The 13,734-nt window shown below is 62.2% G+C and carries 10 protein-coding genes; 3 read left to right on the plus strand and 7 right to left on the minus strand.

All coding sequences use genetic code 11. From position 1 onward, the window contains the following. Nucleotides 1–238: 238 nt before the first annotated feature. The 3 genes from JMY24_RS25540 to JMY24_RS25550 are packed head-to-tail and all read right to left on the minus strand — an operon-like array spanning nucleotide 239 to nucleotide 4,744. Nucleotides 239–1,435: a lipocalin-like domain-containing protein gene (locus JMY24_RS25540; RefSeq protein ID WP_164853706.1), complete on the minus strand. Its 1,197-nt coding sequence runs from the start codon at nucleotides 1,433–1,435 to the stop codon at nucleotides 239–241. Continuing rightward, complete coding sequence (locus JMY24_RS25545; protein ID WP_128596752.1) at nucleotides 1,435–4,008, minus strand: FtsX-like permease family protein; 2,574 nt, start codon at nucleotides 4,006–4,008, stop codon at nucleotides 1,435–1,437. The genes JMY24_RS25540 and JMY24_RS25545 overlap by 1 nt, the downstream gene beginning before the upstream one ends. Continuing rightward, nucleotides 3,995–4,744 carry an ABC transporter ATP-binding protein gene (locus tag JMY24_RS25550; protein ID WP_128596753.1) on the minus strand — a complete coding sequence of 250 codons (750 nt, stop codon included), beginning with the start codon at nucleotides 4,742–4,744 and terminating at the stop codon, nucleotides 3,995–3,997. The genes JMY24_RS25545 and JMY24_RS25550 overlap by 14 nt, the downstream gene beginning before the upstream one ends. 646 nt (nucleotides 4,745–5,390) lie before the next feature. On the opposite strand from JMY24_RS25550, the gene JMY24_RS25555 reads away from it, so the two are divergent. Both JMY24_RS25555 and JMY24_RS25560 read left to right on the plus strand, forming a co-directional pair. Beyond that, nucleotides 5,391–6,944, plus strand: coding sequence for a complex I subunit 4 family protein (locus tag JMY24_RS25555; RefSeq protein ID WP_128596754.1), 1,554 nt, complete (start codon nucleotides 5,391–5,393; stop codon nucleotides 6,942–6,944). Between the two features lie 155 nt (nucleotides 6,945–7,099). Then, nucleotides 7,100–7,492, plus strand: coding sequence for a carboxymuconolactone decarboxylase family protein (locus JMY24_RS25560; RefSeq protein ID WP_128596755.1), 393 nt, complete (start codon nucleotides 7,100–7,102; stop codon nucleotides 7,490–7,492). 6 nt (nucleotides 7,493–7,498) lie between these two features. Here the strand turns inward: JMY24_RS25560 and JMY24_RS25565 are convergent, their stop codons facing one another. The 3 genes from JMY24_RS25565 to JMY24_RS25575 all read right to left on the minus strand — a co-directional run bounded on the left by JMY24_RS25565 (nucleotide 7,499) and on the right by JMY24_RS25575 (nucleotide 11,722). Continuing rightward, entirely contained in the window at nucleotides 7,499–8,188 is a 690-nt protein-coding gene (locus JMY24_RS25565) for an HAD family hydrolase (RefSeq protein ID WP_201703210.1), read from the minus strand. Between the two features lie 95 nt (nucleotides 8,189–8,283). After that, nucleotides 8,284–9,735: a cytochrome-c peroxidase gene (locus JMY24_RS25570; protein ID WP_128596756.1), complete on the minus strand. Its 1,452-nt coding sequence runs from the start codon at nucleotides 9,733–9,735 to the stop codon at nucleotides 8,284–8,286. Nucleotides 9,736–9,946: 211 nt separating this feature from the next. Then, on the minus strand, nucleotides 9,947–11,722 hold the full coding sequence (locus JMY24_RS25575; protein ID WP_128596757.1) for a phospholipase C: 1,776 nt from the start codon (nucleotides 11,720–11,722) through the stop codon (nucleotides 9,947–9,949). A 393-nt stretch (nucleotides 11,723–12,115) separates the two neighbouring features. On the opposite strand from JMY24_RS25575, the gene JMY24_RS25580 reads away from it, so the two are divergent. Beyond that, nucleotides 12,116–13,132, plus strand: a complete 1,017-nt coding sequence (locus JMY24_RS25580) for an SDR family oxidoreductase (RefSeq protein ID WP_128596758.1) — start codon at nucleotides 12,116–12,118, stop codon at nucleotides 13,130–13,132. 138 nt (nucleotides 13,133–13,270) lie between these two features. Here JMY24_RS25580 and JMY24_RS25585 read toward each other — a convergent pair whose 3' ends face one another. Further along, entirely contained in the window at nucleotides 13,271–13,639 is a 369-nt protein-coding gene (locus tag JMY24_RS25585; RefSeq protein WP_128583954.1) for a BON domain-containing protein, read from the minus strand. Nucleotides 13,640–13,734: the final 95 nt, after the last annotated feature.

The following is a 13,734-nucleotide window of genomic DNA, read 5'->3' on the forward strand; positions in this document are numbered from 1 at the left end:
TTCCCATCCCGAACAGGACCGTGAAACGACTCCACGCCGATGATAGTGCGGATTGCCCGTGTGAAAGTAGGTAATCGTCAGGCTCCCCAGCAGCATCAGAAACCCCACCCCACAAAGGGTGGGGTTTCTGCGTTTACGCGCGGACAAAACCCCGGCACACCGGCGGCAGGAACAGGCCGGGTTCAGTCGGGGCCTGGTCAAGGCCCAGGCCCAGGCCCAGGCCACATATCACCCCTTACTACCTGCCGGTCCGCAGCGCGTTCGCGTACCCCGTCAACTCCAGATAAGCTCGCCCGAGATCAGCGCCATCGCGGCTCACCCGCGCAGCGCCTTCCCAGTACACCGCGCCGGTAGACTGCCGCGAGTCCAGTTCCTGGTCGTCCATCAGCGGATCGAGCTGCCATGTCAGTGCGCCGGTTCGCACTGTCATCGACACAGGGTACGACGCGTTCGTGCGCGGTGAGCGCCACGTGCGACGAGGCGTAAAGTCGACTTCGCTCGGAGGGAACGTCGTGACTCGTCCGTCGCGATCTCTCAATGCAGCATGCGCCCACATCGCATGTCCGTCGCGGCTGCGCACCTTGAAGGCCATCAGAGCCGAACCGTCGGAGAGATTCGCGCCCAGCCAGTCCCATCCCACGGCATTCGCGTCGAGCAACGTGCTCGACCACTCATGATCGAGCCATGCAACGCCCGTCACGGCAGTGTCGCCTTGCGACGAATCGCTTTTGGCGCCCGGTCGCCTCACGCTGCCCGACACGCGCAATTGCGGCTCGCTATAGTAGTAACTGGCCTGTTCCGGCCGCGGACCTTTGCGTGAGTAGCCATGTTCGCCCTGAATCAAAGGCGCCTGCGTCGGCGTTAGCTCGAGATGCAACGCGAACTCGCCGGCATCGGCGGTGACATCGTAGCGGCCATCGGCGGCACGAACGATTTTCCACGCGTCGAGCCTGACGTCGGTATTCGCGGGCTTCGCATAGGCGAGGCCGAGTCCCTCGCGGCCAATCCGCTGATCGTGCACGAGGTGGCCGAGTGCAGGATCGCTCAACGCGGCATGCGCGATGATCAATTGAGAAGGCGCGAAAGCACTCGGATCGGCGGCATCGTGTCCCGTTGCAGAACGGAAGAATGTGATCTGAAAACCGAGCGGCCGATTATCGGGCGTAGTCAGCCAGCCGGTTGCGTACCACCACTCGGTGCGAAAATCGGCGTGAGCGCCGGTGTCCATCGGCAGCACGATTGAATGGTCTTTCGTGACAACGGCGAATTCCGGCGCTGCCGCAAAGACCGGGTTGGCTGACAAAGCGAACGCGCCGGCAACGAACCAGTGCGAGACCCTCGGGCGTGTCCGCTGAAAACGCGCGGCCGAAACCCCAACCCCCGTTTTCGCCCGACACATCGAATGAGGCGCCAATAGCCGCCACAAAGCTCGCATCACCAGTCCTCCTTGACCGCGCGCACGGCATCCACGGAAACGGCGCCGCGTCCCGCAATCACGGCTGTCGAACACGATGACGCGAGCATCACCAACGCAACTGTGGCCAGCATCGTCCACGGAACATGCAGCGACATGCTCCAGTGAAACGACTGCGGATTGACGACGAATACAAGAATCAGACTGATCGCGAAGCCGAGAACGAAGCCCATTGCGATACCGCACGCGGTGAGCATGCCGCCTTCGAGTGCGAGGATCGCGAGGATTTGCGAGCGCGTCACCCCGACGTGCCGCAGCATGCCGAACTCGCGAGCGCGTGCGAGCGTCTGCGCCGAAAATGTCGCGGCCACGCCGAACAATCCAATGACGATGGCGACCGCCTCCAGAAGATACGTGACCGCAAAGCTCCGGTCGAATATCACGAGCGTGCGCGCGCGAATGGCGCCCGGTTGCGACACGTCCAACGTCGCGCCAAAGGGCAGTGCACGCAATCCGGCTATCACGCGCTCAATGCTCGAACCTCGTTCGACGGTCACCGCGACATCGGTAGCGCCCGTGTCGGCGGTGAGGCGACGGTAGTCGGCAAGCCGTATCTGGATCGCGCCGGTCTGCCGCACGTAATCGCGCCATACGCCGGCCACCACGAACACGTGTGCGCGCTCGCCGAGCGGCAAGCGGATACGCTGTCCGAGCTTGTAACCATATAGATCCACCATTGCTTCGGACACCCAAACAGGTGTTTCGTCGCTTCGCAGATCGCGAGGCGATAGCACAGGTCCCGTCATTTGCAGATTTGCGCCCGGATCGGTTGCGTCGATCTCTCGTGCGAGTATCGCGAGGTCCGGACGCGCCGGGTCGAGCGTGATATGTGAAGTGCGTGCGAACGCCGCCCTTGCAATGCCCGGCACGGCTGCAAGCCGCGTCTGCTCAGCAGGGCTCAAGCCGCCCGTGTCGCCGTTTTCCGCGACGCGCACATAAAGATCGGCCGATAGCAGATGAACCAGCCAGTCCTCGACGGACACGCGGAAGCTGGCCACCATGATCGCCATTGCCACGATCAGCGCGAAACTCGACAACACTCCGCCCATTGCAATCGACGCATGACCCGGCGCATTCGCGAGACGGGCGAGCGCAAGCGTACTGGCCGCACCGGCCCGTGAGCGCGCTGCGAACCACCGGCTCGCTACGCCGAATATGAAAGCGGTGACGCGCGGCATCAATGCAATTCCGCCGATCAGCAGCAGTGCGACGGCCAGATAACCGCCAATCGGCGCGTCGAACCATGGCGGCGCTTGCGTGAGAAGCGCGGCGATCACGAGGCACAGCAGGGCGGGCCACGGCGTGGCGAGCCGCGCGAGCGCGCCTTCTTCGGCACCGGCCTTGAGTGCGGAAGCGGGCCGTGCACGCGCCGCTTCCAGTGCGGGCGCAAGGCTGCCGAGAACCGCCACGGCGATGCCGAGCGTCAGGAAAATCGCGCTTGCGATCGGTTCGAAGCCGACCTGCGGCTGCACGCCGGGAAAGTAGCCGCCGCCGAGATCGCTGCCGAAAAAACGCAACGCGCCGGCAGCGAGTGCATAACCGAGCGCGAGGCCGCATAGCGAACCGAGCAAGCCGAGCAACGCACCTTCCAGCAGAATCTGACGCAACAGTTGGCCGCGTGTCAGTCCGAGCACACGCAGCATCGCAAACTGCGCGCGACGGCGCACCACACTCAATGCCTGCGTCGAAAACACGAGGAACGCCCCGGTGAAAAGCGCGACCAGCGCGAGCACGTTCATGTTGATTCGATAGGCGCGCGAGAGCCGGTCTGTGCGGCTCTCGACGTCGCGCGGTTCGGCGACGACCCATTGGCTCCCCAACTCTCGTTGCAGATCTTGTTTGAAGCGCTCGCGGTCGACGCCGCGCTCGAGCTGCACGTCGACGCGCGAAAGCTTGCCGACCTTGCCGAACTTCCACTGAACCGCGGCAATATCCATGATCGCAAGCCGTTGACCCGGCCTCGTTCTCACGATGCCGCCGGCTGCCCGCAAATGCACGATCGACGTGCCGCTTTGCAACGCCACGTCATCGCCCGTTTTGACGTGCAGCCATTGTTGCGCCGCGGTGGAGAGAAACACGGTGTCGGAGGCGAGCGCGTCGAACGGCCGTTCGGCGGACGGCACACCGATCAGATCCGGCGCAATACGGCTTGCCCTGAACACGTCGATGCCGAGAACAGGCAAAGCCGCGTTCTGGCCCGGCACCGTGACGTCCAGCGCGAGAACGGGACTCGCGAGCGCGACACCCTTTTGCGCGGCGAGGCGCGGATAGATCGACTCGTCGAGTAGAGGCTGAGCGCCGCGCACCTGGAGATCGGCCTGGCCGGAGAGGCTGCGCGCCGCAGCGGAGAACTCGTTGAAGGCCGCGCTGTTGATCAGTTGCACAGCGTAGCCGAGGGCCACCCCCAGCGCGATGGTTGTAATCGCAACGAGCGCGCGTGCCCGATGACTGCGCCATTCGGCGCCCAGCAGCCAGCGCGCAAGAGTGCGATGTCCGCGTGTGGCTGCGGGCCGGTGCGAGTCAGCGGGCGTCATCGGTTGAACGGGCTGTGGTTCGCGGGTCGTGTTGCACCCGTGAAGGCGCCGACGCTTCCGATGCGGCATGCAAGCCGCCATCGCTGAGAATCATGATGCGGTCGGCGACGGCGGCAGCGGCCTCCGAGTGCGTCACCATCATCGTGGCCGCGCCGGTCGCCTTGCTTTGCGCGCGAAAGAGTGCGAGCACGCCGTGTGCGGTATCGGGATCGAGGTTGCCCGTCGGTTCGTCGGCGAGGATCAGAGTAGGGTGATGTACCAGGGCCCGCGCTATCGCAACGCGTTGCAACTCGCCGCCCGACAGTTGCCGCGGAAAGTCGTCACCGCGGCCTTCGAGTCCGACTGCGGCGAGCATGTCGAGCGCTGCGGAAGTCGGCAACTCGTTTAGCAGCAGTGGCAGCGCGACGTTCTGCGCAAGCGTCAAATGCGGCAGCACGTGAAAGGCCTGAAATACAAAGCCAAGTTTCTGCCGACGTAATCGCGTCGCGGCATTGTCGTCGAGACGCGACACGGCATGGCCGCCGATCATCACATCGCCGCTGTCCGCCTGATCGAGACCGGCGATCAGATTGAGCAGCGTGGATTTGCCCACGCCTGAGTCGCCCATGATCGCGACGAACTCCCCGGGCGCAAGCGTGAAATCGAGGTTTGCAAGCACGACGCGGCCGGCGCCGTAGGTCTTGCTAAGCCCGCGGCATTCGAGTGCGGGAACGACACCTTCATGAGAAAACACCATGCATGGTCCGGAGAATGAGGTCGACGCGGCGGCATCCGCTCGCTGAACGCGCGGCCTTTGATGTGTTGACCGCCGAAGTATATTCGGCTTCTGTAAGGTGCGTCGGCGCATCGGCACTTCGTGTGAAGCCAGCGTCCGGCGAAGGTTTTCCCGGCACGGCACCTCGTTTCGCGACTGCACCCGCACAAAAAATATTTCTGTCCAATACAGCGCCGGTTGCAGTTCCGTACTCGAAAAACCGGCGTGCGGCGCTGTCCGGCGCATCTTCTATGCCTCGTATGAGGATCTCTCAATCGCGCGCGTTATGAACTTCACGTAAATAGTCGCAAAAAGCGCGCTTTTCCGGGCAATGCGCAGAGCAGTGAACGATCAACGCGCCGTTTGTGCAAGTGCACATTTTCTCGTCGTCCGCAAGCGTCGCGGCGGTAACGACTCATTGTCTAGGGCGTTGGCGCAATGTTGCGCTGCAAAAGTATTCTTATCTTGGTAATCTCCCACCTCGTCGTTCGACTGCGGGTAAACGTGAAGTCGACCGAAGTCTTCTCACGTAGTCCGGCTGGCCCTAAGCCCTACATATTCGTTTCAATGCTTTCTAAACAGAAAGTATTGGTGCGGCGTTTTGTACTTCAAGTTTCCGACAGCGCACATGCCATTGCCTCTTCTTAGCCTACTTATCTGGATCCCTATTGTTGCCGGCCTCGTAGTTTTGCGAGCCGGGTCGGACACGGCACGCGGCCGCACGCGGTGGCTCGCATTGATCGGCGCGGTTGCGGGCTTCGTACCGGTGATTCCGCTGGTGGCGAATTTCCGCAACGAAGCGACGTCGATGCAATTTGTCGAGAACGTCAGATGGTCGCCGACTTTCGATATCGCGTGGCACGTGGGCGTCGACGGCATTTCGCTGTGGCTCGTCGCATTGACCGCGCTGACGACGATCATCATCGTGGTCGCGTCGTGGGAGTCGATTACCGAGCGCACTGCACAGTACTTCGGCGCATTCCTGATGTTGTCGGGTTTCATGCAGGGCGTGTTTACGTCGCTCGACGGCATGATGTTCTTCGTCTCGTTCGAAGCAACGTTGATTCCGCTTTATTTGCTGATCGGCACATGGGGGCACTCCAATCGCTCATATGCCGCAGTGAAGTTCTTTTTCGTGTCGTTCCTTGGCTCGCTGATGATGCTGATGTCGATGCTGTATCTGTACAGTCAGACGCACAGTTTCGACCTCGCGCTGTGGCGGGAAACGCGCCTCGGCACAATGCCGCAAGTACTGATCTTTCTCGGCTTTCTCGCGGCATTCGGCGTGAAGGTGCCGATGTGGCCGCTGCATACATGGTTGCCCGACGTTCACCTCGACGGCCCCACTGGCGCGGCCGTTATGATCGGCATGCTCAAGATCGGCGGCTACGGCCTGCTGCGCTTCGCATTGCCGATTGCACCGCAGGCAAGCCACTTTTTCGCGCCGATGATGATTACGCTCTCGCTCGTCGCGGTGATCTATTCGAGTCTTCTCGCGCTCGTGCAGACCGACATGCGCCGCCTGCTCGCGTATTCGACGGTGGCCCACATGGGCCTCGTCACGCTCGGTCTGTTCGTCTTCAACCGCATCGGTCAGGCCGGCGCGATCGTGCAGATGCTGTCGTACGGCGTAGTGTCCGGTGCGATGCTCTTGTGCACGGGCATGCTCTACGATCGCACGAAAACGGCTTCGATTGCCGAGTACGGCGGCGTCGCCAACACCATGCCGCGGTTCGCCGCTTTCGTGATGTTGTTTTCGATGGCCAATATCGGCCTGCCGGGTACGTCGGGTTTCGTCGGCGAATTCATGGTGCTGATGGGCGCGATTCGCTTTAACTTCTGGATCGGCGCGATGGCGGCGTCGACGCTGATTCTGAGCGCGGCCTACACGTTGTGGATGTATAAGCGCGTGATTTTTGGTGCGATTGCGAATGCGCGAGTCGCCAGCCTCAAGGATGTCGGCAAGCGCGAATTCGTGTTGCTTGGCGCGATGGCGCTGCTGGTGCTCGCGATCGGACTGGATCCCAAGCCTTTCACCGATGCCATCGACCCGTCGGTCGGTACGCTGCTGGCGCAGTCGGAGCGCTCCACGCGTCCGGAACCGACGCCCCGCGATGGCGGCGAACACCTGCAAGCGGCTGCGCCCGCAGCGGTTGTTGCTGTGACGCGTACGCCAGGGTGATAGGCCAGTGTGAGTGCCGGAATAGACGATTCCAGTTCGGCAAAATGCGCGCACAATAGGCGCCAGATGCCGCATATGCCGCATATGCAGCGTATGCGGCAATGCCGAACTGAGCGCGAATCGCGCTTTTCATGCAGTCACACAAAGGAGAGCCCATGAGTCAGCAGAATGCGGTGGAGTATTCCGCAGCGTCGCCCGAAGTCAAAGCCGTGTACGACGATATCAAGGAGACGCGTCAGGTCGACGACGTCAACAACTTCTGGAAGTACATCGCGCAGCATCCGCCGACTCTCGCGCGCACGTGGGACAGCCTGAAAGAAGTGATGGCGCCCGGCGCGCTCGATCCGTTAATGAAAGAACTGCTCTACGTGGCCGTGAGCGCGACGAACAACTGCGGCTATTGCGTTGCGAGTCACACGGCCGCCGCTCGTCGTGCGGGTATGACCGACGAGATGTTTGGCGAACTGCTCGCAGTAGTTGGCATGGCTAATGAAACGAACCGGCTCGCGGTGGGATACCGCGTGCCGATCGACGCAGCATTCGAGTAGGCGGAGTCACGCCTCGACGCGCCACGAGGCAAGCAAACCGGGCAAGTCGTTCATGTCCCTAAACACCTGAGCCACGCCGACTGCCTGCAATGCGGCTGCGCTACTATGCCCGAACTCATCGGGACAATAGCCGAACACCGTCGCGCCGGCTGCTACGCCGGCAGTCGCGCCCGTCACCGTGTCTTCGACAATCGCGCAGTGCGCCGGGTCCACATCCAGCGCCGCCGCCGCGGCGAGATACACATCGGGGAACGGCTTGCTGCGCGGTGTTTCGTGACCGCTGAAGATACGCCCCTCGAAGCAGTCCAGAATCCTCGCCTTGGTCAATTGCAATTCGACCTTGATCCGGTCCGCACCGGACGCAACGGCAATTTGTCCGTTCAACGTTGCGTGAAGCGAGCGTACCGCTGTCGCGGCGCCCGGGATCGCCGTCAGTTCCTGTTCGAGCGCTGCGTTGCGGCGCGCGCGAAATTGCATCAGCCAGTCGGTCGTGATGGCAACGCCAGTGCGCGCTTCGATGAGCGGCGCTTCGTCCTTCACCGCCTTGCCGACGAAAATACGCATCGTCTCTTCAATGCTCAAGTGCCAGCCCAGCTCGCCGAGCATCTCGGTGAGTACGCGGTTGGTGATTGGCTCCGAGTCGACGAGCACGCCGTCGCAGTCGAAAAGTACGGCGTGAAAGGGGAAATCGGCCATCGGGAAGAGTTGGGAAGAGATCGCGGAACGGGAGAGCATACAACAACGCGCCGCGTGGCGCTGCGCGCTTGCGTGAACACGCGCAGCGCAAAGAGTCACGATCCCCCGGCGTCGAACCCATCGCTCAACGTCTTCATGAACGCAATAATGTCCTGAATATCCTGATCGGTCATTGCGGGCTGATCTCCGGGTTTGCGATCGAACGGCGCGTCGGAAGCATCTACGTTCGCGTGGAACTGCGGCGGCAGATCGTTGTACTTTTGCACCTTGCCCGATGCATCGCGCGGATAGATCTTTTCCGGCGACGTATTACGCAGATTGTAGAAGTCCATCACCTGCTTCAGGTCGTGGTACACGCCGTTGTGGAAGAACACCTTGCGGTTCGCGACATTGCGCAACGTCGGCGTGAGGAACATGCCGCAATACTGCGTCTGTTTCGCGAGATCGTCGCGAAACGGCCCGCATACCCCCATGTCGAAGAACCTCGGATCCTTATTCGCGGGAATGGCTGGATTGCGCGGCACACCCAGCGCTTCGTATTGTGTATCGGTAAACACCGGCGGCAGACCGTCCTTGCTCGGCTGACTCAGGTGACAGCCCGCGCAGTTCGCTTTGTCCTTGTCGTTGAACAATTGCAGGCCGTGGAGTTCGGCATGCGTGAGGCGGGCTTTGCCTTCCAGCCAGTAGTCATACTTGCTCGTGAACGCGTGGAATGACGGATCTTCGATCTGATAACGCCCCACCGCGAACATTGCCTCCGAGATCAGCAGGCTCGGATTGCCGACAATGGCCGGCCCGAACATCTGCTTGAACTGGTCGATGTACTTCGTCTGCAGCAGCTTGTGCGCGACGTCTTGCGGCGTCTTGTTGGCCATTTCGACGGGATTCGTCAGCGGACCGATTGCCTGGTCCTGCAAAGTATCGGCGCGGCCGTCCCAGAAGAGGCCGCCTTGCGGCACCATCGCCGGAGCGGCAGGAGTAGCGAGAGCGGTCTTTTGCGCGCGCTCCACGCCGGCTGCCTGCGAAGCGAGTTGCGTCAGGTCCACCGGCACATCCGTGTCGCCCTGATCGGGGCCGATGCTGAACGGCGCCTGACGATACAGATACGTGAGCGATGGCGGCGGACGATAACCCGCTTCGCTCATATGCGCGCCGCCGAGCTGAACGGGAAACGCATTATCCGGCGCGTAGGAATTCTTCGGCGAGTGGCACGACGCGCAAGACTGTGTGCCGGATGCCGACAATGACTGATCGAAAAAGATCTCCTTGCCGAGCAGCGCCACCGCGCTCAATGGCGCACGCGCCGGACGCAAGAGACGCACCGGTCGAGGGTTCGTGCCGGTGATCTGTTCGACGATCGCGCCGACCGCGGCCGGCATGCGCTCAGGATTAACAAGTGCATACGCGCCGAGCGCGACGGCCGCAATGACGATGCAGGCGGCGCTTCGTGCAAGCACCCTGAGCGCTGAGCGGCGGGTGAGAACGGGACCCGGTTCGCCGCCAGCGGGAAGAGTCGGCGGCAGGGCGGCGTCTGAAGCTTGGTTCATGGCGGTCGTGACAATAGTTCTTCGGATGCGATAAAAAAGGCGAATCGAGCCAGCACATAAGCACTGGCTCGACCCCGACTACGCTTTGCTGCAAGCCGTGCCCTGCGTCACGCCACCGCGTTCGTCAGCGATGCGCGAAAGACACTCGCGCATCGCATGAACGCCGGCTGCTCGATGGCGGGTTTTTGCACGGCTCTTGACCAAATCCTCGTCAGATTGCCGGCGCTTCCGCCAGTTTCGTACCGAGGTTCTGGTCCAGATACAGCGGCGCATTGTTGCCCGAGCCCGAGAAGTCGAACATGTTCATGATGCTGCCCGCAGTGGCATCGAACGAACCGCCGCCAATGCGTTGACCGCTGAGCCAGTTATCCTCGATGAACTTCACGACCGATGCTTGAGTGATCGGCGTGTCGTCGACGAAATTGGCCTTCGCCCACGGCGACACCACGATAAACGGCGTGCGCGTACCCGGACCGCAACGGCCGTTCACCGCGCCGCCGTTCACGCCCTGCGGCTGCACTGCGCCTGCTGCCGTGCACTGGCCGGCTGCGCTCAGGTTGTCGCTGCCCGCCACCGTCTTGCCGCCTGCCGATTGCGGCGTCGTCGAGTCGAACGACGAACTCGTAGGCGCCTTGTAGCGATGGTCGTACCAGCCGTCCGAATCGTCATAGGCGATGATCACGGCGGTGTTCTTCCAGTCAGGCTGCTGCTGCAGGAAGTTGATCACCTTCGTGACGAAAGCCTGTTCGTCGATCGGGTCCGAGTTGCCCGGATGGCCGTCCTGGACCGCCGGCGCCTTCAGGAAGCTGACCGACGGATAGTTGCCCGCCTTCACCGCGGCAAAGAAGTCGTCGGTGTCGTACTGGTGATGAACCGGCGTTGCGGTGTTGTCGAGCGGATCGGCCGCGCCGATCACGGCCGTCGACGACGGACGCGTATGCGCAAAGTTCGCCGTGCTCGCGTAGTACTGGAACCACGCGTGATGCTGAACGTAGTCGGTCTTCGTCGCGTTGAGCACCTGCGAGAAGGTCGAGCGAGCGCAGCCCGTTGTGCCGTTCGCGTTGACCGTCTGCAGATTGAAGCCGCCCATGAAGCCGCCCCACGTGATGTTCTTCGCGTTGAGCAGGTCGCCGATGTTCTTGTTGTTCGACGACATCGTGCCCGTCACCGTGCTGCCCGCCGCGCTCGTGCAGACGTCGCCGGTCGGGTCGAGGTCGCCGACCATCGTGAAGCCGCCGGCCGAATCCGGAATCGCGTTGCCCGAGGTGCCGCCCGAAACGATCACGCCGTTGTTCTGGCCGGAAACGACTGCAAGCGCGCCCGGCGTCGACGGACCATACGTGTCGGTGTACGCGTTCTGGTTCATCGCGAAGTGCTGCGCGTAGTTCCACAGCGCAGTGACGGTGTTGCCGTCGAAGTAGCCGAGCACCTGGCCCTTGGTCGCGAATGCCCCGGTGCTGCCGGCTATCGTCGAACCGGCTGCGGTGAAGAGCGGGAACGAATCCATCGCGCCGTTGTTATAGGCGAGCTGTTCGGCGGCGTACGCGTGGTTTTGACTCGACGTGTTCGCCTGCGAGCGGTCGAGGCGGAACGGCAACAGATCCGCTGCGGGCAGACCGAGCCCGGCGATGGTCACGAGACCGACCGTGCGGCCTGCCGTATTCGGCGACGTAGGTAGCGCATTGGGATTGGTCGCGATCAGGTTGTTGCTCGCGAGGTTATTGACCGTCGGCGTGCCTGCGGCCGCCGTGAATTGCGGTTCGCCCACCGGATTCGACGCTTGCGGATAAGTCGCGAAGTAGTGATCGAACGAGACGTTCTCGCCGAAGATCACGACGACGTGCTTGATCGGCGTGGCGGTGGCAACGGCATCCTGTGCCGACACTGACGGTGCCGGCGATGAGGCCGGACTGGTGCTGTGGTTGCCGCAAGCGGCGAGCGTCAGCAGCGCGGCAAAAGGAATAGGTAAGAGGGTTCTGCGGAACATGTGACTGGCTCCAGATTCGACTTCGCCATTCAGCGCTTCCATTAATGTACGTGTGGAGTTCGCTGGGGATAGTGTTTATTGGAAATGATGCGGCGCTTGTCGATGCTGCACGCTGCGGCAACCACAAGCTGCGCGCATTGAAGCATTCGATGATTAAGATTTAAGGGCGCGCATATTACGTTGGCTCTCGGCCACCATTCATTTTGGTAACCGTTGCTGTCGTTGTGCTGACGGTTGCACGGCGCGCGGCGGCCCCGAGCGCTGTTCGCCCACGGCGACGCGGCACGATGGATGCTGCACCATCCAGACGTAGTTCGCCGGACAGGCCTCCTCAAAGGTGCGCTGCCGTAGGTGCGCTGCCGTGATCCCGTAATCTCTTTTCGAGGATTCGCCATGACTGTGAAGCTCAAACCGGTCGGTCAGCAGGTCATCGTCATTACCGGGGCGACGAGCGGCATTGGCCTTGCTACTGCGCGTCTTGCCGCGAGCAAAGGAGCGCGGCTCATGCTGGTCGCTCGCGACGAGGAAGCGCTGACCGCCCTCTCCAGACAACTTGGCGACCAGGGCGCGCTCGTCGACTATACCGTTGCCGACGTGAGCAATGCCGAGCAATTGCAGGCTGCCGCCGACAAGGCCATTGCGCGCTTCGGCGGCTTCGACACGTGGGTCAACAACGCCGGCGCGTCGATCTTCGGCCGTTGCGCCGACGTGCCCATCGACGAGCAGAAAGAGTTGTTCGAGACGAACTTCTGGGGCGTCGTGCAGGGGTCGATGATTGCGCTCGCACACCTGAGGCAGCGCGGCGGTGCGCTGATCAATCTGGGCAGCGAACTGTCGGACATCGCGCTGCCGCTGCAGGCCGCGTATGTCGCGTCCAAACACGCAGTGAAGGGTTATACCGACGCATTGCGCATGGAACTGCTGGAGGAACGCGCGCCGGTTTCAGTTACGCTGATCAAGCCGTCGGGCATTCATACGCAGTTTGTCGAGCATGCACGCAATCATCTCGACGTGCAGCCAAAACTGCCGGCGCCGGTCTATGCACCGGACATCGTCGCCAAGGCTATTCTGCATGCCGCCGCTACGCCGGTGCGCGATTTGTATGTCGGCGGCGCATCGGCGGCAATGGTCACGTTCGCGCGGCGGGCGCCCAATCTGTATGACCGCGTGATGGGCCGTCTTGGCATATTGTCGCAACGGACCCAGGAGCCGCCGCACACGGCAGCCGGCAATAGCGGCGGCGATGGCGCATTGCGTGAGCGTTCCGAACAGAAGCGCCGGGTGTTGGAGTCGAGCCTGTACACGCAGGCGTCGATGTATCCGCGGCAGACCGCATTGCTCGCCGCGGGCGCAGCCGCGGTGTGGATGCTCGCGCGTTATGCGCGGTCGTCGCATGGGGGACGCGTGTAGCCGATGGGCCGCGCGTGTGGTTCACTTACCAGGACAAAGGGTAGCGCCTCATAGGTGAAGCAGTGCGAGAGCAGTGCAGGGCGCAACCCTTCGTCGTCCGATGCAATCAGGCGTAATGCCACTGAACAACTCGGGCGATCAGCCTCCGCCGCCGCTCGGAACGCCTATCGTGAGCTTGTTCGACACGGACTTCACGCCAGCGACGCTTTTTGCCACGTCCTCGGCCTGCGGAATCTGAGCGCCGTCAGGCACCGATCCTGTTAGCGTCACTGCGCCGCCGCGCGCCCGCACGAACACGTTCGACACGTCGAAGCCCTGCGCTTTTGCCAACGCCTTGCGCACGTCGAGACCGAGCTTGCGGTCCGTCTTTTTCACCGCTTTTGTGCGCGCAGTCGTGGAGTCCGTCATGTCGGACGGCGCCGCATCGCTCGATTGCGCATACGCACTCGATGCAGTTGCCAGACACAATGCGATGCCGAGCGTCTTCAAAAGATTGACTGTTTTCACGTTTTCTCCATCCTTGAAAAAGTTAATGTCGCTTCGTTGCATGCAAAATAATATGCGCCTGTGAGCGGTGTTCTTCTCACCGGGAGCATCCTGTC

Origin of the sequence: Paraburkholderia kirstenboschensis, from assembly GCF_904848585.1 — a bacterium.
GTDB classification, from domain to species: Bacteria; Pseudomonadota; Gammaproteobacteria; order Burkholderiales; family Burkholderiaceae; genus Paraburkholderia; species Paraburkholderia kirstenboschensis.